General features: G+C 39.9%; 24 protein-coding genes. 10 read left to right on the top strand and 14 right to left on the bottom strand.

Translation table 11 applies throughout. From position 1 onward, the window contains the following. Window positions 1-3 precede the first annotated feature (3 nt). The 4 genes from rfbF to ACL8WY_RS07550 form a co-directional block, all read right to left on the bottom strand. Window positions 4-774 carry a glucose-1-phosphate cytidylyltransferase gene (gene rfbF, locus ACL8WY_RS07565; RefSeq protein WP_436517826.1) on the bottom strand — a complete coding sequence of 257 codons (771 nt, stop codon included), beginning with the start codon at window positions 772-774 and terminating at the stop codon, window positions 4-6. A 114-nt stretch (window positions 775-888) separates the two neighbouring features. Beyond that, window positions 889-1,491, bottom strand: coding sequence for a hypothetical protein (locus tag ACL8WY_RS07560; protein WP_436517825.1), 603 nt, complete (start codon window positions 1,489-1,491; stop codon window positions 889-891). Between the two features lie 129 nt (window positions 1,492-1,620). Then, window positions 1,621-2,559, bottom strand: coding sequence for a hypothetical protein (locus ACL8WY_RS07555; protein ID WP_436517824.1), 939 nt, complete (start codon window positions 2,557-2,559; stop codon window positions 1,621-1,623). Window positions 2,560-2,600: 41 nt separating this feature from the next. After that, window positions 2,601-3,368, bottom strand: a complete 768-nt coding sequence (locus ACL8WY_RS07550; RefSeq protein WP_436517823.1) for a DUF1647 domain-containing protein — start codon at window positions 3,366-3,368, stop codon at window positions 2,601-2,603. Between the two features lie 282 nt (window positions 3,369-3,650). Between ACL8WY_RS07550 and ACL8WY_RS07545 the strand changes: the two genes are divergently transcribed. Then, the gene (locus ACL8WY_RS07545) at window positions 3,651-4,544 is read left to right on the top strand and encodes an NAD-dependent epimerase/dehydratase family protein (protein ID WP_436517822.1); all 894 of its coding nucleotides are present in this window, start codon (window positions 3,651-3,653) and stop codon (window positions 4,542-4,544) included. Between the two features lie 4 nt (window positions 4,545-4,548). Here the strand turns inward: ACL8WY_RS07545 and ACL8WY_RS07540 are convergent, their stop codons facing one another. Beyond that, complete coding sequence (locus ACL8WY_RS07540) at window positions 4,549-6,177, bottom strand: cyclic peptide export ABC transporter (RefSeq protein ID WP_436517821.1); 1,629 nt, start codon at window positions 6,175-6,177, stop codon at window positions 4,549-4,551. 72 nt (window positions 6,178-6,249) lie between these two features. Further along, window positions 6,250-7,152, bottom strand: a complete 903-nt coding sequence (locus ACL8WY_RS07535) for a Stealth CR1 domain-containing protein (protein WP_436517820.1) — start codon at window positions 7,150-7,152, stop codon at window positions 6,250-6,252. Window positions 7,153-7,179: 27 nt separating this feature from the next. On the opposite strand from ACL8WY_RS07535, the gene ACL8WY_RS07530 reads away from it, so the two are divergent. Both ACL8WY_RS07530 and ACL8WY_RS07525 read left to right on the top strand, forming a co-directional pair. Next, on the top strand, window positions 7,180-7,779 hold the full coding sequence (locus tag ACL8WY_RS07530) for a LicD family protein (protein WP_436517819.1): 600 nt from the start codon (window positions 7,180-7,182) through the stop codon (window positions 7,777-7,779). Window positions 7,780-7,853: 74 nt separating this feature from the next. Further along, complete coding sequence (locus ACL8WY_RS07525; protein ID WP_436517818.1) at window positions 7,854-8,648, top strand: phytanoyl-CoA dioxygenase family protein; 795 nt, start codon at window positions 7,854-7,856, stop codon at window positions 8,646-8,648. On the opposite strand, the gene ACL8WY_RS07520 is transcribed toward ACL8WY_RS07525, so the two are convergent. Next, window positions 8,645-9,364 (bottom strand): NTP transferase domain-containing protein, encoded by a 720-nt coding sequence (locus ACL8WY_RS07520; protein WP_436517817.1) that lies wholly within the window; start codon window positions 9,362-9,364, stop codon window positions 8,645-8,647. The genes ACL8WY_RS07525 and ACL8WY_RS07520 overlap by 4 nt on opposite strands. Before the next feature lie 74 nt (window positions 9,365-9,438). On the opposite strand from ACL8WY_RS07520, the gene aepX reads away from it, so the two are divergent. The 3 genes from aepX (at window position 9,439) to ACL8WY_RS07505 (ending at window position 13,068) form a co-directional block, all read left to right on the top strand. Next, window positions 9,439-10,731 carry a phosphoenolpyruvate mutase gene (gene aepX / locus ACL8WY_RS07515; RefSeq protein ID WP_436517816.1) on the top strand — a complete coding sequence of 431 codons (1,293 nt, stop codon included), beginning with the start codon at window positions 9,439-9,441 and terminating at the stop codon, window positions 10,729-10,731. A gap of 87 nt (window positions 10,732-10,818) precedes the next feature. Continuing rightward, complete coding sequence (gene aepY, locus ACL8WY_RS07510) at window positions 10,819-11,937, top strand: phosphonopyruvate decarboxylase (protein ID WP_436517815.1); 1,119 nt, start codon at window positions 10,819-10,821, stop codon at window positions 11,935-11,937. Window positions 11,938-11,976: 39 nt separating this feature from the next. Then, window positions 11,977-13,068 (top strand): 2-aminoethylphosphonate--pyruvate transaminase, encoded by a 1,092-nt coding sequence (locus ACL8WY_RS07505; RefSeq protein WP_436517814.1) that lies wholly within the window; start codon window positions 11,977-11,979, stop codon window positions 13,066-13,068. On the opposite strand, the gene ACL8WY_RS07500 is transcribed toward ACL8WY_RS07505, so the two are convergent. Further along, window positions 13,056-14,156 (bottom strand): glycosyltransferase family 4 protein, encoded by a 1,101-nt coding sequence (locus tag ACL8WY_RS07500; RefSeq protein ID WP_436517813.1) that lies wholly within the window; start codon window positions 14,154-14,156, stop codon window positions 13,056-13,058. The two genes, ACL8WY_RS07505 and ACL8WY_RS07500, sit on opposite strands and share 13 nt — an antisense overlap. Before the next feature lie 47 nt (window positions 14,157-14,203). On the opposite strand from ACL8WY_RS07500, the gene ACL8WY_RS07495 reads away from it, so the two are divergent. From ACL8WY_RS07495 to ACL8WY_RS07480, 4 genes are read left to right on the top strand one after another with little or no spacing between them, the layout of a single operon-like run. Beyond that, on the top strand, window positions 14,204-14,947 hold the full coding sequence (locus ACL8WY_RS07495) for a DUF3108 domain-containing protein (RefSeq protein ID WP_436517812.1): 744 nt from the start codon (window positions 14,204-14,206) through the stop codon (window positions 14,945-14,947). Between the two features lie 36 nt (window positions 14,948-14,983). After that, window positions 14,984-16,078: a phospholipase D-like domain-containing protein gene (locus tag ACL8WY_RS07490; protein ID WP_436517811.1), complete on the top strand. Its 1,095-nt coding sequence runs from the start codon at window positions 14,984-14,986 to the stop codon at window positions 16,076-16,078. A gap of 18 nt (window positions 16,079-16,096) precedes the next feature. Beyond that, window positions 16,097-17,029 (top strand): fatty acid desaturase, encoded by a 933-nt coding sequence (locus tag ACL8WY_RS07485; RefSeq protein ID WP_436517810.1) that lies wholly within the window; start codon window positions 16,097-16,099, stop codon window positions 17,027-17,029. 2 nt (window positions 17,030-17,031) lie between these two features. Then, complete coding sequence (locus ACL8WY_RS07480; protein ID WP_436517809.1) at window positions 17,032-17,946, top strand: CDP-alcohol phosphatidyltransferase family protein; 915 nt, start codon at window positions 17,032-17,034, stop codon at window positions 17,944-17,946. On the opposite strand, the gene ACL8WY_RS07475 is transcribed toward ACL8WY_RS07480, so the two are convergent. From ACL8WY_RS07475 to ACL8WY_RS07450, 6 genes are read right to left on the bottom strand one after another with little or no spacing between them, the layout of a single operon-like run. Beyond that, window positions 17,943-18,191 carry an acyl carrier protein gene (locus ACL8WY_RS07475; protein WP_436517808.1) on the bottom strand — a complete coding sequence of 83 codons (249 nt, stop codon included), beginning with the start codon at window positions 18,189-18,191 and terminating at the stop codon, window positions 17,943-17,945. The two genes, ACL8WY_RS07480 and ACL8WY_RS07475, sit on opposite strands and share 4 nt — an antisense overlap. Beyond that, complete coding sequence (locus ACL8WY_RS07470) at window positions 18,188-19,474, bottom strand: beta-ketoacyl-[acyl-carrier-protein] synthase family protein (RefSeq protein ID WP_436517807.1); 1,287 nt, start codon at window positions 19,472-19,474, stop codon at window positions 18,188-18,190. The genes ACL8WY_RS07475 and ACL8WY_RS07470 overlap by 4 nt, the downstream gene beginning before the upstream one ends. Window positions 19,475-19,476: 2 nt before the next feature. Beyond that, window positions 19,477-19,920 (bottom strand): 3-hydroxyacyl-ACP dehydratase FabZ family protein, encoded by a 444-nt coding sequence (locus tag ACL8WY_RS07465; RefSeq protein WP_436517806.1) that lies wholly within the window; start codon window positions 19,918-19,920, stop codon window positions 19,477-19,479. Next, window positions 19,917-20,690, bottom strand: a complete 774-nt coding sequence (locus tag ACL8WY_RS07460; protein WP_436517805.1) for an SDR family oxidoreductase — start codon at window positions 20,688-20,690, stop codon at window positions 19,917-19,919. The genes ACL8WY_RS07465 and ACL8WY_RS07460 overlap by 4 nt, the downstream gene beginning before the upstream one ends. 29 nt (window positions 20,691-20,719) lie before the next feature. After that, window positions 20,720-21,838, bottom strand: coding sequence for a hypothetical protein (locus ACL8WY_RS07455; protein ID WP_436517804.1), 1,119 nt, complete (start codon window positions 21,836-21,838; stop codon window positions 20,720-20,722). Next, the gene (locus ACL8WY_RS07450) at window positions 21,838-22,791 is read right to left on the bottom strand and encodes an NAD-dependent epimerase/dehydratase family protein (RefSeq protein ID WP_436517803.1); all 954 of its coding nucleotides are present in this window, start codon (window positions 22,789-22,791) and stop codon (window positions 21,838-21,840) included. The genes ACL8WY_RS07455 and ACL8WY_RS07450 overlap by 1 nt, the downstream gene beginning before the upstream one ends.

Here is a 22,791-nt window from a genome sequence, read left to right as displayed (position 1 = left end):
GTTTTACCAGTTTTTCCAGGGCGCTTTTCCGGATTCCCAAAGATTCTCGAGTTCTTGCTTATCCCTTAGTGTATCCATTGGTTTCCAGAAATCCCTATGCTTGAAGGCTGCCATCTGATTGTCTTTGGCGATTGATTCCATGGGCTTTCTTTCCCAGATGCTTTCGTCATTATCGATGTAGTCCAAAACTTCTGGCTGGCAAACGAAGAAGCCTCCATTGATCCATGATCCATCGCCCTTTGGTTTTTCCATGAATGAGTCTACATTGTCCGCATTGTCCAGGTTTAATGCCCCAAAACGCCCGGAAGGTTGCACTGCAGTCACAGTCAGCAGTTTACCATGATTTTCATGGAATTTGACTAACTCATCGATTTTGACATTTCCTACACCATCTCCATAGGTCAATAGGAATGGTTCGTTATTGATGTAGTCTTTTACTCGCTTTATTCGGCCACCTGTCATGCTTTTATGCCCGGTGTCTATTAGGCTCACCCTCCAGGCTTCAGCTTCAGTTTTATGATACTCCACATTGTTGTTCGACAAATCGAATGTGACGTCTGATAGGTGAAGAAAGTAGTTGGCGAAATACTCTTTAACGACATATCCTTTGTAGCCAAGACATATGACAAACTCGTTAAACCCGTAGCTTGAATAAATTTTCATGATGTGCCATAGAATAGGATTGCCTCCTATTTCGACCATCGGTTTTGGTTTTAGGTGAGTTTCCTCACTCAGGCGAGTACCAAGTCCTCCTGCTAGAATTACAACTTTCATAGAATATTAATTCGCCGCAAAGTTAACATCTAGGCTTCTTTTATCCGTGTTTAGAATTTTTCTTTTGAGTTGCAGAATAAATACACGGCTGTATTGGGATACGCATCAATCAATTTAAGATCTGCCGCTCTCCATTTCATCGATTAATTCAAACCACTCTGCATAGACCTTACCGCTTAACCATGGATTAAAATCACCATTATAGTTAACATCTAATCTTTTGGATTCGTAGATCATCATCTGGTAGATGCCGTATTTGGCAAGCATGTATGCATCTTCATCTGCATTAGTAAAAACGGTCTTTAATGCATCAAATATGGCCGGGTAGCATTCAGTATCTTCCTTCACATATTGCCATACTATGAATTTTCCGATATGCTCCGCATCAAACATGGGTTCTATCTGACTCGACGTTGGATTCACTGTTTTGTAGGCTTCCATCATATAATTCAGAAAATCTGCCTTCACTTTTTCATGTGAGTTAACAACAATTTTAAGTGCAGTTTCCTGATCAATTTCGCCAGTGAAGGAAACAGTTTCCAACTCTACAGATTCCGGATAGTAGAAACTCTCATAGGTAGGACCAGCTTTCTGCTGAACTTTTGCAGGTGGTGGCGTTGCTTTTTTTTGTGGAGCTTCGGTCTGCTTATTTTCGGTAGTGGAACTGCCACATCCCATAAGGAAAAGTACCAGTAAGACTATCAAGTTTGATTTCATTGCTTTGAGAATTTTCATGTCTTTATCACTCTAACTAAGCGAATTGGATATAATTTGGTTTCGTATCTTCAAATAAAATGCCAAAAGGCAAATTTACATGCTCATTTTTATAGTGGAGTTTTAGCGCCTTTACTGCCATTTTTCTTCAAAAAATTTAATGGCGATTGAATTGTTTCTCTGCGAATAGTCTTCCTTCCCCCAATTATTGATCTTGGCCAGGCTGGAAGATTTGAAAAAATCGTGCTCAAAGAAAGGTGTAAAACAAAATCGGCTCATCGGAACCACAATCTTCTCCACTTTACAGTGTACACTCACCCACACATCGTCAACAAAACGGACATTGTTCGGTACGCCTTCATAATTCGTTACTTCATCACTATTAAAGAAGCATGGTTTGAATAGAAAAGCTGAATAACCTTGTAGAATATCAATCGGGTAAGGTTTGGTAATTCGGGTGCCGGGTACTGGTGTGGGTGGCTTTTTGAGTAGATTACTTATAAGCGTGGTAGGTCGATCGATCAAATCCTCCGGAACCCTCCAACCACTAGCAGCTACTACTTTAGCCGGGTGTTTTTCTGAGGCCTCATTTAGCTCCATCAGGTAGTTTGTTGGATAAATATTATCATCATCGGTCACGAGGATTTTTTGATCGGGATCATGTGTGAGAATTGCCGGGATGAATTTGGTAGCCGGTCCATAGTCTGTTTCTATTCTAACTAAATCTACGGATTTGAGATTCTTCAACCATTCTGGGATAACATACTCCTTACCATTTCTAAAGGATTTGTAGGGCAGGTATATATTGATCCTTTTTGGTAGCTCACTTTGAATTAGCAAGCTTTTTATTGTTCCTTCAATGTTATCAATTCGCTCAGGTATCGTGGTAAAAGAAACTATGACATCTGATTTTTTTTCAGCTTTGCTCCATTTTTCATCCAGAGATTTTAAACTAGTGTTTTTCAATCTAAGGTGGAGAATGAAGTCTCTGATGAGTGCTTTTCCTGATAGGTAGTTGTATCCTAAAATCAGAAAAAGTGCGAGTCCTATGATGATAAATGTGATGATCAAATCCGTATAGTTAAGTTCGTCTAAAAAATGAGTTTTGGGTATTAATTGCCTTGGATTTTATTGGCTAATATGTCTATCTGTCGCTGGATTAAAAAGTATGTATATGTCATGGGCCCTATCGGAAGTATCATTTTATCTCCCACCTTTTTCCTTACACTTATAAATTTGGTTGGACGAGATGAACTTATGTCTACTTCTTGCTCTGTCAATTCAATTTCTCCCTTCTCCTGTAGTTGAAGCAATAAAATTGTGAGAATCGACTGATCACTTTTGTGATTATGTCTGGTGGCACCTGCCGGATAAATGCACGCTTCTATTGCAGCTAGATCCTTCCAACGGGCAACTAAAGAACGCACAGACTCATGCGAATACGAAAACCCAATGGTATTTCCAGCTCGGTTTCTTTCTTTGCAATGAGCCTCAGATACTTTCAGGTAGTCAAGAGTGGCTTGCAATGTCCATTCTTGGAGAGATCCTGACCCGCAAAGTGGAGCATATGTTCCTTCCTTTTGAATGAGATCCCAAATAGGCTTCAAGTTTCTAAGTATAAGATTGGCACTGTCGAGGTATAAAACATTCCCCTTCTTTTCTTCAAACACCTCATGGATTAGTGTTGGTTTCCAGGCGTAGTTTTGATTTCTGGGGTCGTAATATTCTGGATATTTTGAGAAGTCGAATGAACGCACCTCCAACCAAGGGCTCTTTTCGATTTTTTTACTGAGTTCCGTCCGCTGATCATCCGATAGGCCAAGGTCAAAGAATATTAAGTTGCTGTTTTCGTATTCATGATGCCTCTCATAGGAATACATAAATTGCACAAAACAACGATAAAAGGTTTTATCGCCTGCGGAAATAATGTGGTTATTGTATTGTGGCATTAGTGAATCAGAAAAACGTGCACTTCGAAATATTCAAATAAAAAAATTGTTTGTCATTTCGATATGAGATTGAGGGATATAAATACCCCTAAAAAATGTTGATTTTCCTGCAAAAATATAGAAACCACCATAGAGTAATGAATTGCTTTTGAGTCGCATGGATTTTATAATCACCGGAGCTTTACCTTTGGGCACTTGTATCAAAATAATAAGATGAGCAACGTTTTAATCACAGGAGCGAATGGTTTTCTCGGCAAGAGCCTGTTAACTCATTTAGCTGATTTTGAGATATCTTCTGTGAAGTTGCTTGACATACATCCCATTCTAGAAGATTTAAGTTCAGACATTGGCTCTGAGCAATATGTGTTGGACCTTGCTGATCAGAAGCTAGCCGACTGTGTAGATTCAAAAGATGTAATTATTCATACCGCTTGGAGATCCAATCCATCGGTAACTGGAGAAGATATAGAAGCAGAAATGGAATTGAATTGGGCTGCATCTAAAAATCTGATAGATGTCTGTATCGAAAAGAAAGCAAAGCTCATTTTTATTTCATCAGGAGGGACGGTCTATGGCCGGCCGGAATACTTGCCAATTGATGAAATCCACCCAACGAATCCGGTATCTGCTTACGGAGCAGTAAAACTGAAGGTAGAGGAGGCCATCAAAGAAGCTTCTGTTAAGAGCGGGATGCAGTATGTGATTTTAAGACCATCTAATTTATATGGCCCTGGATTTAGTCTAAAAAAAGGTTTGGGTGTAATTGGACATTGGGTGGATATGATACAGCACAAACAACCTATTAAAATGGTGGGTAAAGGCGAACTCGTAAGAGACTTCATTCACATAGATGATCTCTGTAAAGGAATCTTAAGCTGCATGTCGGTAGAAAACGAAACGCTAAATATGGGATCCGGTAAGGGCACATCACTAGATGAGCTCAGAATAATATTTGAAGAATTAATTCACCGACCCTTAGATATTATTCGTCTCGAGGATCGTGATTTTGACGTAAAAACGAATGTACTTTCAATTGATAAAATCCAGAAGCTCACCGCTTGGTATCCTCGAATTACACTTAGTCAAGGAATTAAGCGCTTGCTATAATAGGCTAGTCCTTGGATTTAAAGTCACTTATATTCCCGTCACGAAGCTTGATTACCCTGTCTGCTAGGTCAAAATACCTATCATCATGGGTGATCACGATTTGTGTCTTGCCAAGCGATTGAAGAAACGGAAGAATTTCTTTGTAGAAGATTTCTTTGAATAAAGGATCCTGATTGGCTGCCCACTCATCAAACAGATAAATATCCTTGTTTTCCAGAATAGAGATGATCAGAGCCAATCGTTTCTTCTGTCCTTCAGACAGATTTTTTGTGGTGAACTTATGATCTTTAATCTTTACCTTTTTTTCTAGCTTAAACATTTTTATCAGCATATCGCCATGCTCAGCCAGGTATGCTTTATCGACATTTAAGAAGTCTTCAAACAAGTAAGAGTCCACGAAAACTGCAGAAAATTTCGATCGATAGGTTGAGAGGTTATCCTCGGTAATTTCTTGTCCACGATAAAACACCTTTCCGGATAGAGGCGTGTAAAGCCCCAGTAAAAGTTTAGCCAGTGTGGTTTTACCACTTCCATTACCTCCTACTACGAAAAGCATCTCACCTTTTTCTATTGAAAGATCAATAGGTCCCATGGCAAAATGCTGGTCAATATCCGTGTGATAATAACTGTGCTTCATTTGATCGAGCTTGATGACATATTTGTCATTCTCGGGCTCCTCTAAAGGCCTCATGCCTTCATTGAAATCACCATCAGGCTTCAGCTCAAGGCCAACTTTGTTTATTTGCTCAAGGGCAACATCCAATCTTTTTAGACCGCTAAAAAAGCCGGCTGCCGTGGAAAGAGGAGCGAGTGTAAAAAGGACAAGTGTCAAGTAGTGACCAAAAAACTCAAGCGTCACAAATTGAAGTTTGAACACTGCAATTATTAGTCCGGCTATGCCCAATAACAAGATCATATCTGTTGCCCGATTCATTATAGCTGCAGCAACACTTTCCTTTAGGTAAGCTTCATTTTGCCTTTGGCTGGAAGGAATGATGAAGTCCTTCAAGAATCTTTTCTGCGATTCCTTATTCAGCACAAGCTCCTTTATCCCGAAAACCAATCCATGGAAGTAATCGAAAATATCGTTTAAGTGTGTTCGGGATTGATCTTCATATTTCCGAATGAAGGGTAGTAAAACTTTCGTAAAGAGAAATACCAAAACGAAGATTAGGACTGTGGCGCCAGATAGAAATGGTGAGTACCACACCATGTAGGCAAGAATGCCAATAATTGATGCTAAACCCGTGGTAACATTTGGTAGCCTGTCGATTGAGTAAGCAATTGTCTTGACGTCCTCAGTAAGGATTGGAAGCATTTTCTTTTGGTTATGCTCCATTGTTTCGAAGCTTGCTTTCAAAAAACTATTGGAAAGCTTGATTCTAAGTTGATGGATGATCTTTTGCGTCATCTTAGAAACAGAATAGGAGGAGATCACCGACAGCAATCCATACATGGTCCAGAAGAAAAGAAATTTCTGAAGGAAGAGGTTTAAGCTAAACTCATCACCCTGGATAGACTCGTGTACGGTTTTGATAACCAGTGTTGAGAATAGTCCGGTCAATACACTTGTGAAAGCAGCCGCTAAAAATAGTTTTCTTGATGATCCTAAAAGGAGTCTTATGACGCGCATTGTAGATTGTTTTCCTCCTTATTCAATTGATTTTCAGGAGATTCAATGGAGAATTTTAAAACGTCTGCAAAATTACAACTCAAAACTGGACTTATCAGGATAGTTACGGCTAAGAAACTCCTGTACTAGTTTGATTACATCAGGATTAGGATTGTCTCGTTGATCATCATTTAAGCAATAGAAATTTGGCTTTTCATTTTCAATCTTTGCTAGAGCTTTTTTCTGATAATCTAGCTTATTCATTATTTTATGAAAGAAATTCACTTTCAGAAGTTTCCACAGAGGAATTGGATAACTAAGCTTTTTTTGATACTTCATCATGTAGTATCTGTAAAATTTGTAAGTCATTAAGTCGCTTGATTTCCTAAACTTGTTAGCGCGTGATTCATGCTGTTTTTCCGGGTACAGCTCTGTCATCGCGTTCCAGAATTCCTTTTTTATGAAGAGGGGAGTATGTTCTATAATCCCCAGTCCAATCAGATCATTCTTTCCATCATAAATTCTCCAACCAAAATTTTCACCAGCCAGTGAGTTAAAAACAGTGTGAATCCCATTATTGAAGAAAATATCTTGGGATGTTTTAGCTCCGAATAAGAAATCGTCATTGATATATAAAAAGTGCTCAGCTAAGCCTGGGATTTTATGCAGAAAACTTTCAATACAATTAGGATTAAAAGTTGGTAAATATTCTTTGTCTATGATTTCATCGTGATGGACAAGCTTAATTCGGGGATGATTAGTATCCAGCCAACTCGGAACTTGAGGTCGGGCAGTAACGATGTAGATGTTTCTATACCAGTCAAGGTATTTTTTTGCAGAGCGTAAGCTGTATTTTAGTAGCTGATAAGTATCACGATAGCGCTCAGGATTGATGTCTTTTGGATTATCTGCATAACTTTGACAAATCTTAATATAGTCAGGATCTTCACCATTTACCCACGTATAGACTAGATCAACTTCTATCTTGTTCGACATTACTTCGATTTAAATTTTAAAGACACAATGAACCCCTTGCGTATTTATCAGTACTTACAACGGATTGCAAATGTAATTTTATTCGCATTGCCGGGTCAATATAGAAAGCGAAAGCTTCAGATATTAGAAGACATGTATAGGCTGTCGATATCTGTGCTAAAAAAATCAGGAGAACCATTTTGGCTAGATTTTGGGACTTTGCTGGGATATCATCGAACAGGAGGAATTATCCCACATGACATAGATGTTGATGTTGCAATGATGGAAACCTCCTACCAGGCTATAATAAAGTTAAAAGATCAGATGCCTAAAGGGTTGAAATTTTATGATACTTCTGCCAATCATGAAGGTCCTAAAGTCTTCTTTTCTTACAAGGGATATGATTTCGATGTTTTTTTTTATCAAGAGCATGATGAAACCGTACGCAGCTATGTAGAAGCGACTTATCCCAATGAGAGACAACATATTCCAAAACAATTGATTTGGCCGTTGAAAGAAGATAAATTTCTTGGTGAAGATGTGACCGTTCCTAATGATACTAAAGGCTACTTAGAGTTGATGTATGGCTATTTGGGGACAGGAGGTAGCCGAGATAGTCAGACAGGCCTTTGGCACCCACCAAAATAAACGGAATAAAAAACTCGAATAGCATGAACTTTGCTATATCAATTTCGTCCTTTAATTGAGCAACTACCATAATTATGGAAAAAATCACACTTACTGAAAGCCAAAAAGAATTTTGGTTTAAAAACTCCTATTTAGTCTTTAAGGGAGTTTTTACGAAAGAGATTTCAAAAATCTCAAATTGGGTTAAGGATATTTCTAAGTGGCCTTTGGATATGTCCAAGCAACTCAACTTTTACGAAATGCATAACCCGGAACAGCTATCAAGGATAGAGAATTTTGTGCCTTATCATCAAGAACTCGGGAATCTCTTAGTCAATGATACAATCCTTCCGCTAATTAGTGAGTTGATGGGAGAGGAAGCAATTCTTTATAAGGATCGAATCAATTTCAAAGCACCTGGAGGAGGAGCTCATTCAGCACACCAGGATGGTGTCGCTTATGAAAGCGGTTCACTTAGAGCCTTTGACGCAGATGTCGTTCCGTATATTTCAATTCTGATTGGAATAGATCCGGCAACCAAAGAAAATGGATGCCTAGAAGTGGTGCCTAATTGGGCACTGAATGACTTATCTATCCTCCCGATGGAAAGCCCGGATCCTGATCATCCCAATTTTTCCAAAATGGCCCAGTCAGTAGAAAACCAGCTAGAGTGGCTACAATTGGAAACTGGTCCTGGCGATGTAGTCTTATTCACTGAACGATTGCCACATAGGTCCGCAATAAATAATTCCAATACTGGAAGAAGGATTCTTTATGGTGTGTATAATCCCAAGGCAATGGGAGATATGCGAGAAAAATACTACGAGGATAAAAGAAAAAACATCAATGATCCTCGATACATGGTTGGCAACCCACACGCGCCAAGTTAATCGAGACGTGGCAGTATGTCTTTCTTAGCTCTTTCTAGGTGTTCTTGATTATCAATCTCGCACCAAGCAAGATCATTGAGCTTTAATGCTGACACCGTATGTTTTTGGGATATCTGTGCGATGGCAACTTCATAATCTTTCTTTAATGCGTCATCAGCTTCATTATGATGTGATTTAAGCTTCTCCAACAAGCCAAGAGATATTTTCCATATCCCAACTAGCTCAGCATCGACTGAACCAAGGATGTCTTTCTTTTTCGAAAGATTTTTGAGATTACCATTGTCAATTTCTACATAGACTTCATCATTTGACTGAGTAAAGCCACTACAAAGGATTACATCTTTGGACTTAGCATTTAGCAAACCTTTGATGGCGTCTGAATGATAAAGCAGGTCAGATTCCAACAATAGGAAATCACCTTTGATTAATTCAGAACCATATATAAGCGTGTGGAAACTGCCAGTAGTTGCGAAATCTGGGCTTAAAAAAGTGGTGAGACCATTTTCCTCCGCAAATTTTTCGTAATGTTCGTGCAAATGGCCGGTGCCAATAATTATTTGCTTAATGCCATTTTCTTTTAATACACGAACTGATCGCTCAATTAATCGCTCATCACCGACAGGCATAAATCCCTTGGGTATGTCGAAAGTATACGGTTGTAGACGGGTGCCTCTACCGGCAGCAAGAATTACAGCAGTTTCAATCGTTTGCGTCATCTATTTAGATTTTCGACGGTGTTTCCGTTCCTTTAAGCTTAATTTGCCACGAAGATAGAATATTCTAAATCGCAATGAAGAAAGTATACGTAGGAATGGGCACAGACCTCATTCACCATGGTCATGTTAATATCATCGAAGTAGCTCGTGAGCTGGGTGAAGTAACTGTAGGCCTATTGTCAGACAAAGCAGTAAGCAAATACAGTAGAACACCTTTTTTGTCTTATGACGAAAGAAAAAAGATCCTTGAAAATATCAAAGGAGTCAATGAAGTTATCCCTCAGCAAGAGTTGGATTACGAAGAGAACCTTCGTGCATTAAAGCCGGATTATGTTGTGCACGGAAGCGATTGGAAAAGCGGTCCGCAGAAACACATTAGAGATAAAGTAGTGAAGTTGCTCGAAGAGTGGGGCGGAGAACTAGTGGAACCTGAATATACATCAGGAATTTCATCAACAGGATTGCGCGCTGCAATGAAGGAAGTGGGAACCACTCCGGACATTCGAAGAAGAATGCTCAGAAGACTTTTAGAGTCTAAAGATATTGTACGAGTGATGGAAGCACATAATGGTATTTCTGCTCTTATTGTGGAGCAAACTTCAGTAACAGCCGAAAATGAAGTTCGTGAATTTGACGCGATGTGGGTAAGCTCCCTGACTGACTCTACAGCCAAAGGAAAACCTGATACAGAATATGTGGACAGAACTTCACGATTCAATACCATCAACGATATTTTGGATGTCACGACCAAGCCGATCATTCTCGATGGCGATACAGGCGGAGTTACAGAACACTTTGCTATGTTGGTAAGAAATCTTGAGCGACTGGGTGTGTCAGCGGTAATTATTGAAGATAAAGTTGGACTGAAAAGAAATTCACTTTTTGGGACAGAGGTAAAGCAGGAGCTAGACACAGTTGAAGGTTTCTGTGAAAAGATTAACACAGGTAAGAAATCTCAGGTTACGGAAGACTTTATGATCATTGCGAGACTTGAAAGTCTGATTGCTGAGCATGGCATGGAAGATGCATTGACACGAGCAAAAGCATATATCGAGGCAGGAGCCGATGCAATTATGATTCACAGCCGCCACAAAGATGGAAGTGAAATCATGGAATTTATGAAGCGATATCAGGATTTTGAATTTAAAGTGCCAGTAGTTTCTGTTCCTTCTTCTTATAATCAATTTACAGAAGCAGAGCTCCATGAAGCGGGTTTCAGCATTGTGATATATGCCAACCACCTTTTGAGAGCAGCATTCCCAGCAATGAAGAAAACTGCAGAAACAATTTTGGAGAACAAACGATCATTAGAGGCGGATAAATACTGCATGTCAATCAAAGAAATATTGACTATTCTTCCTAACTAGTACCTAATCGCGTCGATATTTGGGACATCAACAATTAAAAAATGATTGTCTTGCTTGTTTCAATCTTGCTATTAAAATTTCACAGTAATGCTAGATCCTCAGAAGTTTTTAAAATCAATTAGAAATCAAGGAGTAGAATTCACTACAGGTGTTCCAGATTCCTTATTAAAGGATTTTTGTTCAGTTATGACTGATGAAGGTTCGGACATAATTGCCGCCAACGAAGGAGGTGCAATTGCGCTGGCCATGGGACATCATTTGGCCACAGGAAAGATTCCTTTGGTGTACATGCAAAATTCCGGTTTCGGAAATTGCGTGAATCCGCTTACGTCGCTTGCAGACAGTGATGTGTATTCCATTCCGATGTTATTGATGATAGGCTGGCGAGGGGAGCCAGGTGTAAAGGATGAGCCGCAGCATGTGAAGCAAGGTAGAATTTCCGAGGAGCTACTTCAGACAATGGAAATTGAGTATGCTGTTCTTTCGGATGATGAAGAAGAAGCTGAAAATCAGCTGACAGTAGCATTTGAAGGTATGAAACAATCGAATGCGCCTTATGCTCTTCTCGTCAAGAAAGGAATATTTGATAAGTATAAGCTTCAAACAAAGGTTGAAAATCCATATACAATCAACCGTGAGTCAGTAATCGAGTGGATGCTTCAAAAAATGGAGGAAGAAGCAGTTGTGGTCTCTACCACAGGAAAATCATCCAGAGAAGTATTCGAAATTCGCGCGAAGCATAATATGGAACATGGGAAAGACTTCCTAACAGTCGGAGGAATGGGACATGCTTCTCAAATTGCTTTAGGGATTGCACTAAGTAAGAAAGATCGTCCGGTCTATTGTCTGGATGGCGATGGAGCCACGATTATGCACATGGGTGCTGGCGCAATCATTGGCAATCAGCCTGCGAACAATTACAAGCACATTCTTATCAACAACGGCTGCCACGAATCTGTAGGTGGACAGGCGACTGTTGGATTTGCCATCGACTTTCAGCAAATAGCTAAAGCATCCGGATACAACCAAACTTGGTTGGTGACCACTATGGATGAGATGCCAGATACTTGGGATCAGTTCCAAAAAGCGGAAGGACCGGTGATGTTAGAAGTAAGAACCACGGAGGCGTCCAGAGCTGATTTGGGCAGACCAACAACCACTCCTGTTCAAAACAAGGAGGCATTTATGAAAAACCTTGGCAATTAGGCCAGGCTGATTCTATTCTTAATTGAAAAAGACACGTTCATGCTGCATAAAAAAGAACTAGACCGAAAAATTTTATTAAATCCTGGACCAGCGACTACTTCACAACGAGTGAAAGAAGCTCAACTGATAGCGGATATCTGTCCAAGAGAGGGCGAGTTTGGGCAAGTCATGCATGATATCTGCGATGGAATCCTAAAGGTCGGAAATGGGCTTGAAACCCACAGAGTTTCATTGTTTGGAGCAAGTGGTACTGGAGCCATGGAAGCATGCTTAGTTTCAGCGTTGGGCAAAGATGATCATGCGCTGATCATTACCAATGGAGCGTATGGCATTCGAATGAAAGCGATCTGCGATGGATATGGTTTAAAAAATTCATCCCTGTTTGAATTTGGTGATTACCCCGAGCCAACAAAAATTAAAGAAGCGCTTTCCTCAGGAACCTACACACATGTGATCATGGTGCATCATGAAACCTCTACAGGGATGTTGGATCCACTTGAGGAAGTTGCACAAATCTGTCAAGATGCGGGAGTAAAATTCATTGTGGATGCAATGAGTTCTTATGGTGCCTATCCGATCGATTTAGCAGCACTTCACATTGATTACCTATTCTCCAGTTCCAATAAGTGTATTCATGGTATGGCGGGGCTGTCTTTTGTGATCTTTCATAAGGATAGAACGGAAGATTTGAAAGCGAACGGAACAGGTTTTTATTTCGATGTGTACAAGCAGTGGGATAATCTCCAGAAAAAAGATCAACTCCGATTCACACCACCTGTGCAAACTAGCTATGCCTTTTTAGAAGCCATAAAAGAGCACGAAGAAGAGGGATTAGAAAACCGATGGAAGCGTTACCAGGCAAATTGGCAGAAGCTTTACGATGGATTCAAGGAGCTTGGATTTACATTCTTCTTACCGGAAGAGCAACAGTCCAAAATTTTACTTGCTATAAATCTTGATAAAGAAGGTTTAGATTTCAATCACTTTCATGATTATTTATATGAAAATGGAATCACCATTTATCCGGGCGTGATACCGGAAAGCAAAACATTTAGAGTAGCTGTGATCGGCGAATTGTACGAGGAGGATATGGATTATGTGATGGATAAGGTGAGGGCTTATTTTAAATAAACCTCATTAACCTCTTTCGAAACCTCAGCCCAATCGTATTTCTTTACCTCTTCTAAGCCATGCTTGGCTAAAGATTCACGTTTGGCCGAAGGAATCAATTTTTCTATGCAAGAAATGAGCTGATCCAAGTTTCCTGGCTCTGCAAATCCCTCTATCATTTTATCTGTGATTACATTTTTATATCCGGAGTTGGCATAGCCTGCAATAGGTGTTCCCACGGCCATGGATTCCAACAATACGATTCCGAAGCTTTCTCCATAGAGCGCAGGAGCCAGATAGATTTCAGATTCTTTTAGCAATTTGTACTTTGTAACTTCATCCACAAACCCCAATAGTTCTACATCTATTAAGGAATGATCGCGGATGTATTTTTCTACTTCTACTCTTCCATCGCCATCTCCAGCAATCACAAGTTTCATTTTTGGATATCGCTTTTTCAATTGGTGAAAAGCTCTTAGAGCGTGCATTACTCCTTTTCTTGGCTCCAATCTTCCCATAAAAAACATCTGAAAGAAGTCATCATCCCTCGTGTTCTCCTTTGGAGCAATCGATTCAATTTCTTCAAGGTCTATTCCATTCGGAATAATATGAATCTTTCTCTTAGAGAATCTTGAGATATATCCAGATTGACTTTTAGAAACGGATATAATTTGATCCAGGAAAGTGAAAATGCCTCGTGCGACAGTCGGCATAATCCAGTCACCTATAAAATCACTTTTAGGTGTATCATGAAAAGTTGCAATCTGCTTTGTTTTTGAATGCTTCAGCACCTGAAATGGAAGTAAAGGATTCCATATGGTGTGATAATGGACGATATCGAAAGCTTCATCCTTTAAGAATGACTTTAGCACTTTTTTTTCATCCCCTAAAGCTATGTTTACGTCTATCTTCGTACCTCCAATATTGACGGATCTATTTCGGCCAAAAAAGTGAACGTTTTTTTCTTCAACTAAATTGGCATTAATATTGGGTACAATGATTTTAACCTGATGTCCTATCATTGCAAGATGTTTGGACAAACTCACAATATGAGACTTAACACCACCGGGGCGTGAAAAATCATAAGGACATACAAGTGCAATTTTCATTCGGCTCAATCGTTCGCGTTTGGTTCAGGGTTTTAATCCTGGTCATCGTGATATTGACATCAATTCAATCTGAAGCTCAAAATAAATCATATCCTTTCAAACCTGGCGAGAAACTGACCTATAACATGAAGTTTGGTTGGTTTAATATTGGTGAGGCTGTTCTTTGGTTAGATCCTGAGCTTCAATATCCAGGAAAGGGCCGAAAGCCACATTATAAAGTTCAGTTTACCGTGACCACTGCCAGCTGGTTTAGGGTCTTTTCCAAGCTTAGCGTTTGCATGGAATCGCTGATCGAGGTAGATAGGCTTCAGCCGTTCAGATCTGATCGCGATATGGAAGGAAAAGGCTCCATTGATATACGCCATGATTATTTTTCTTACGCTGATTCCGTCTCTGTAAGCGCTTATATCGAAGATTTGGATGAATGGCGCTATCACAGATTTGATACTGGAAACGTGCCCATTCGAGATGCGCTTAGTACGTATATGTGGCTCAGGAGCAGGGATAAATCTCAATTTGTTAATACAGTAGAAGTTCGAACTTTCTTTTCCAACGATTTGTATGAGTTTCGAATGCTACCGGGGAAAAGCACAACTCATAAATATTCCGGCAGGAAAGTAAGAGCGCTCGAATTTGGACTGGATTTTCCGGAGGGTGAATACTTTGAATCTGGAAAAACAGGCCGTGTGGTCATGAGTGACGATAGCAACAGATTTCCGCTAAGGTTGGAAATTGATATGACGGTCGGATCATTCATTTTTGATTTGGACAAGGTAGAATACATGGATTAACGGATAAGCCCGTTAGCTTTGCCAAAAAATCAATCATTGGCACAATCAAAGATTTTGTTGGGATCGAAAGCCTTTATGGAAAGGCTAGAGGAGGTAGGTAGCAATGCGAAAGACTCGCTGTTAGCGCAAGCTATGACTTTTGAGGGCGACGCTGCTGGACGTTGGCTTATAGATACAATGAAGGCTAGTCCAGCAAAAGATAAACGACTACTTGTTGACAGTTATTCTAAAGTTGTGATCAATGATCACTTCGTTAAATCATACAAGTACCTGAAGGATTCTGATTTTCGAAAAGAGGTTCGAGCGACAACCAGACTTATCCAAGAAGCAAAATCCTCAGGTATTGAAGTTGAGTTCACTAATCCTGTTGGCTGGTTAGGGCAGAAGTACCCATTGCGTAATCATAAAAAAATGGTGGTTGTAGATGGTGAGACTAGTTTTTTAGGCGGTATCAATTTCAGCGACCACAATTTTGAATGGCATGACATGATGGTAGAACTCCATGATGAAAAGCTTGGAATGAGTCTTGTTTCTGATTTTAATTCTACCTGGAAAGGGTTGAATCAATCTAGATTCATCCAAACAGATGAAGGATCTCTTTACTTATTTAACGGAGTAAAAAGTAATAGGCTTTACGAAGACTTATTTCAGCATATACAGGGTGCAAAAAAAACAGTTCAAATTATATCACCATACATTTCTGAACCGCTTTTAGGGGTATTGAGGCTGGTTGCTGCCAATGGAGTGGAGATCACTGTTGTATCTCCACAAGAAAACAATAAATCGATTTTTAAAAACATCATATTATCTGAGCAGAAGAAAGGATATTTTAAGCTTAAAGAGTACCCAGGAATGTCCCACATGAAAGCAATATTGATAGATGATGACAAATTGATTTTCGGGAGCAGTAATTACGATTTGGTAAGCTATTACTTTGAACAAGAAGTGGTTTTCGTTTCGGAAGATCCAAACTTGATCGAAGATTTTATGACGAAAGTGATGACAGAAGTAAGAGAAGTTTCAAAAGCAGATCAATTTTCATCTTTTGATACAAAAAAGGCATCAGTAATCATGAATCTTCTTGATAAGGTAGGCGGATTCGCATCCAGAACTTTTTTACGACCCCATTAGTTAAATTTGCAGAAGATTATGGAGCAACAAGATTTTACCTGGAGCGAAGAGAAAGAACCTCACTTTCAAAGAAGGAAGGTTATTATGGAGTCACATCCTGAAGTGAAGAAGTTATTCGGGAATGATCCGTCGCTAATATTTAAAACACTCTTTGTGGCTGCTTTGCAGCTTTCAATTCCAATATTTTTCTTACCAGAGAATCCATGGCTTTTTGGTTTATTGGTGATTTTGGTGGGAACAACACTCACACACATTATCGTATTGGCAGTTCATGAAATCACACATGATCTGGCATTTAAAAAGAAGGTATTTAATAATTGGTTGGCTATTGTTGTCAACTTGCCATTGGTTGTTCCGTTCGCGATGGCATTTAAAGCATATCATGCAAAACATCATTGGCACCAAGGTAAAGAAGGTGTTGATACAGATCTTGCAGTAAGATGGGAAGCAAAGGTTTTCAGAGGCCCAATCGGAAAATTCATTTGGCTTATTATTCAAATTCCGGTTTATGCGGTTAGACCAATATTTGTACATCCGCTAGTTCCTGATAAATGGCAAATTATCAACGCACTTGTGCAGATTTCCGCCATGGTTGGATTCTATTTCATTGCAGGCTGGGCAGGTCTTTTATACCTCGGATTGTCAACAGCATTAGCGACTGGTTTGCACCCAATTTCAGGTCATTTTGTGGCAGAGCATTTCATCTATAAAGAAGGCCAGGAAACTTACTCTTACTACGGCTGGTGGAATAAACTCATTTGGAATGTTGGCTATCATAACGAACATCACGATTTTCCAACAATTCCCGGATCTAAACTTCCAGAATTAAAGAAAATTGCAGGAGAGCACTACGAAAACCTCTATGCACATAAGAGTTATGCTAAAGTGATTTGGCAGTTCTTGTTCGATAGTAAAATTTCATTATTCTCACGAGTAAAGCGCAATAACTAGTAATGTTCGGATACTTAAAAAGAAGGTATCGAAAACATCTGGACGAGGTTCTTTCTACAATTAAGCTAATTGATATTGAAGAGCGCTTTGATATCTATTTCAGTCGATTTTATGGGTTATATTTTGCCAAGGTAGCGCGTTGGTTAAAGCTTACGCCTACCAATGTCTCACTGATAAGTTTGGTGATAGGTGTTATTGGCGGAGGCCTATTGTACTATCAAAATAGATTGGAAATTGTAATTCTGGGAGGATTCCTTGTGGTGTGGGCGGGAGTCTTGGATAGTGCAGATGGTCAGTTAGCTCGTATGACTGGACAATCTTCGGATATGGGGAGGGTCATTGATGGTCTTATTGATAACCTGGTTTTTATTGCTTGTTATGTGGGAGGATCGCTATACTTCGTCTCAGAATACGGCTGGTGGATTTTTGTATTGACAGCAGCAACTGGATATGCTCATAGCTATAAAGCTGCACTTTATGAATTTTACAAGTCTGAATACCTCTTGCTTATCGGAAAGTCTCAAGCTGGCTATATACCGCTAACTGTCGAAGAGATCCAGCCAACAGGGAATAAGTGGTATCACAAAATTATTGATGGAATCAATCGTGATTACACAGGAAAGCAGATTCGATTTACCTCTCGAACGGCTGATGAGAGAAAAGCGATGCGGGAATTAGCTGCGGCTAATCCAAAGTCTTTTGATTCTTTATATAAGAAGTTGAATTATAAGCTGCTGTTTTGGTGGGCTTGGCTTGGCGGCAGTAATACCCACCGTAATACAGCTATTCTTTTTGCAATCTTTGGTCGCTTTGATCTATTCCTGGCGTTAAGCCTTCTATGGACGATCGGATACTTGCCTCTGACAAGAGTTCAGAGGAAGTACGATCAAAAGTTGCTGAAGGAGTTGACCGATTAGGCAGTTTTTTGTAAAACTACGTCGATAGAATCCTGAACAGTGTTCATTTCGCCAATCACGTCATCATCGATCATGATGTCGAATTTATCTTCAATGTCTAACACGATATCTACGATATGTGCAGAGTTAATCATCAAATCATTGATAAGGTGCTTATCCTCTGAAACTTCATTATCCATGATATTCTCAGGCAAATAAGGCTTAATGATATTGATAAGATCGGTTTTTACAGTTTCTCTAGTCATCTTTCTTTGTATTTCCTTAAAACGAGCGCGCAATTTAAGTCACCAAAACCGAAATTGGCCTTGATTACAGTGTTTACTTCCTTGCTTTGGCAACTCGTAGGAATACAACCCCCAAAAATTTCTGATAAAATTTCTGGATGTATGTTTTCGACATTCAAATTCGCATGAACAAAGTCTTTATTTAGCTGCAAAACACTAGCAACTAGCTCAACGGAACCAGCACCGGCAACTGCATGGCCAATCATGGACTTTGGCGTATTGATCATTGGAAAATCTTTACCTGACCTTCCCAGGGCTTTCACCCAATTTCTTATTTCTGCAGGATCACCTTTTGTAGATGTCAAGTGACCGTTGATCAAATCAATCTCGTCAGGAGTGATACCAGCTGACTCCATCGCACGGGTGATACAATCAACTACTGCTTCCGGGTTGGCTGCTGTCATGGTTCCGCCACTTCGTTGCCCCCCAGAGTTCACATGTCCTCCCAATACTTCTCCATAGATTTTTGCTCCTCTGGCTTTTGCACTTTCTAAGGTCTCTAAAACCAATGCTCCCGAACCTCCCGATGGCACAAATCCGGATGATGAATCACTCATTGGTCTGGAGCCAAACTCCGGATTGTCATTGGAGTTTGAGCAAAGTACACGCATCGCATCAAATGCCGCCCAGATATATCTGCCATCTCCTTCTGTACTACCGCAAACCATTCGCTCTGCACGTCCTTGAGACAAATATTCATAACCCATTAATACGGCTTCCGACCCTGTAATACACGCCGATGAATTTGATTGAATTCTGTTACCTAAACCAAGGATGGAGTTGAGGTAAGCAGCTCCGCCACTATTCATGCATTCTGAAATGGTTCTAGAACCTAGTCTCCTGCTATCCCCGTTATCGATTGGATAAGCTGGAAAATCTCTGTTTATAAAACTGTCAAAACTGAGGTCGCCGGCGCCAAAGATCATTCCGGAATTAAGGTCTCTTTCTTCAGTGTTGGGCTCTAGACCAGCATCTTTCCAGGCCTCAACACCTGCCAGCATAGCGTATAGAACTCCTTTATTTGTAATTTTCTCTGCTAATAAGCGCGGAAGATGATCACCTAATGTGATCGAGGATAAATCAGGCGCTCCTCCTATTTGACATTTGAGATTGATTTTATCAAGCTCTTCCCAATGTTTGATACCAGACTTGCCTTCTCTAAGCGCCTTTTCATAGTTGTCTACGCCTATTGCGTTAGCAGCTACTACTCCCAATCCGGTTATTACAACTCTATGTTTTTCCAAAATTATGCTTCTGATTTGACCACCATCCCTGCTAACTCACCTTTTGCCACAACAGTTCCATCTTCTTTTTTGCAGGAAACAGTGCATTTTAATTTTCCGAAGCGAAAATAGACTTTTTTTGATTCAACAATAAGCTTGTCCTCCGGGAGAACTTTAGAAAGGAAGTCAACATTGGCACTCGTAAATGCCGGAAGAACTTTGGATTTTCCGTCAAGTTGCATCAAATGCATGGCCAAAGTAACCAAGCCGATTTGACACATAATTTCAGTCAAAATGACTCCTGGAACAACCGGATTTCCAGGAAAATGTCCTTCAAGGAAGAACTCATCTTTTCTTATGGTGTAATTGCCAACAGCACCATCATCAGTCAATGATTCAATTTCATCGACAAATAAAAATGGACGTTTGTAAGGGAGAAGACGTAATATATTTTCGTAAGTATTCATATCAAATGCTCACCGCCATCTACGTGAATAAGTGCTCCATTAATCCAATTGGCTTCTGGTTGTGACAATAGAAAAATTGTATTTGCCACATCTTCCGGAGTAGTCAAACGCTTATATGGATTGCGTTGCTTTGACTCCTCGATGAGCTTATCTGATCCTGGGATGAGACGTAAAGAAGGTGTGTTTGTAACGCCTGCTTGAATAATATTGACAGTGATTCCTTTTGGAGCTAGTTCAATGGCTAAATATTTTGAGAGCGTTTCTAAAGTCGATTTTGCTAAAGCAACTGCACCATAACCTTCCCAAAATTTATCATTTCCTTCGGAGGTTAACGTCAAAATTTTGCTTCCCTTCTGAATTAAGTTTTCACTTAAGAGCCCATCAATCCAGTGCTTGAGATTGGTTCCCATAGCTTCGATGGTCAATGCAAGATCCTGAGAAGAAAGTTTAGGACCATCAGACACAAATGGCTTTAGATTTCCACGAGAAACCGCATGGAGCACGGTGGTGAACTGGGAAACTCCTGTTTCTTTAATCGACGAGAGGCAGGCATCAATTTTTTCAGGATTAGTTGCATCAATGTTGTGACTAGAAATGGAAACGTTAAATTTTTTGATAAGATCAGTAGTGGCTTCCTCAAGATCTGCTACTCCTTGTCTTCGATCTCTATGGATGATCGTAATGTCGCAACCATGCGACGCTAATTTTTTTACTGTCGCTAAACCAATGCCGCTTGAGCCACCAATTATCAGGGCATGCTTACCTTTCATTTCCATCTTGTGAAACTACTAAACTCAACCTAAAAATGTTTGATGAAACAACTTCGCTTTATTTTCCCAACATCAATATCGAACTCACTCCAGGTGTTTAATACGTTTTTGTTGCTCTCCAACATAGGGCCGGAGGCCATGTATTTTATTCCTTTCTTCTCGTAAATTTTCTGTAGATAATCATAGATAAGCGCGTGTATACCAAGCTTTTGATATTCCGGCTTCACCCCAATGAGGAATAAATCTGCCAAATCATTGAAGTAAAATGATTTCAGCACATGAATGAATCCAAAAGGATAAAGTGATCCTTTTGCTTTTTGGAATGCTTTGGATAATGAAGGAAGTGTTAAAGCAAATCCCACTACCTCGTCAGATTCGTTTACTATGATGCAGACAAACTCTTTTCGGATGAAGCCGAAATATTGCTCCACGTAATAATCGATTTGCTTTTGAGTCAGTGGAATATAGCCGTACAGGTCAGAGTATGCTTCGTTTAATACTTCGAAAACCCCGGGAGCATATTTTAAGATTTCCTTCGTGTTTTTGAAGTCTTTTACTTTGACTTTAAATCGATCTTCAATAATTCGAACGGCTCGATTTACTTTTTCAGGATTTTTCGTCGGAGCCTTTCCTCGCAATTCTACCCAGGTAGCCGCGACATCCAGATTCCATGCTTTGAAATGATCAATATAATATCGATGATTGTAGATAGTTGCTTGAGTTGCAAGCTCATCAAAGCCTTCCACAAGAGCGCCTTCAAAGTCCAAATCTGTAAATCCCATCGGGCCATGGATAGCCTTTGCTCCTTTAGATTCAGCCCAGCTTTTGGCTGTTTCGAATAAGAGACTTGAAACTTCTTTATCGTCAATAAAATCAACCCACCCAAAGCGTGCCAGTGACTTTTCTCTGAGCTCAGACTCCAAAATGATTGCGGCAATTCTTCCAACGATCTTACCGTCTTTTTCTGCTACCCAATATTTCGCTTCAGCGTGATCAAATGCGGGATTTTTCTCCTTGAGGAGCGTGCTCATTTCAAAATCCATCAAAGGAGTGACATAATAAGGGTTGTCCTTATACAGCTCCCATGGAAATTTGACAAACTGTTTGAGTTCTTTTTTGGTGATGACTTCCTTTATTTCCAGTGACATTAGATTAGGTTATTTTCCTGATAATACTTCAGAGCATCTTCAAACCCTTCTTTTAGCGATATCTGAGGCTCAATAGTTGAGTGTCTTAGGTCTGTTGTGTGAAGATCCCAATGTTGGGAGATTTCATCAAATTTTTCCAGGGTTATTCCAGGCCGCTTATTGATAATTTTATGCCAAATATCTGAAGATCCCATCGAAAGCTTAGCCAACCATTTTGGGAGTGGAAATTTTCTGACTTTTCTCTTGAATAGCATTTGAAAGATCTCAATAAAGTCTTGATGCAAATAAGTATTTCCATCATTGTAATGAAGAATACCAGGAGCACTTTGCATATCCGCAACAATCATTCTTGCCAAGTCTCCGGCATGGATCATACTCATCCTTTGTTTGCTGTCTGTGACTGGGTAGATACCCATTTTAGCACCCTTAAAGAGAGGAAGAAAAGCCTCATCGCCGGATCCGTAAATGGCAGTAGGTCTTACCAATAGATAATCAGGCATTTTTTCCTGAATGACTTTTTCAGCCTGCAATTTGCTTCTTCCATAATGGGAAACCGGTTGATTAATAATGGCCGGGCCCTGTGCAGCATAGGATGAAGTGTAGACAAAACGACCTTTCGATTTTAGCAGATTTGAGGCTAGAAGTGCCTCCGTTATGGCTGTTGTAATCCCAACATTTACCTGATAATATTCTTCATTTTTAAGGCTCACCGTCATGCCAGCATTGTGAATGAAGAAATCCAGATCTCCTATTTCATTTGTTATAGCGGTGAATTGATCAGTTAGATTTTCGTGGTAATCGACATTGTGCAATGTCAAGCCCTGATTGTTAGGAAGAAGTGAGATGTTAGCGTTTTTCCGTATAAAAGCATGAACCTCCATCTGCTGACGGAGGCACTCTTTTACTAAGTAAGATCCTAGAAAACCATTGGCTCCAGTGATTGCAACTTTCAA

This window comes from Ekhidna algicida, assembly GCF_051379705.1.
In the GTDB taxonomy this organism is placed as follows: domain Bacteria; phylum Bacteroidota; class Bacteroidia; order Cytophagales; family Cyclobacteriaceae; genus Ekhidna.
Note: the sequence above shows the minus strand (reverse complement) of the source record. Positions and strands in the feature narration are given on the sequence as shown.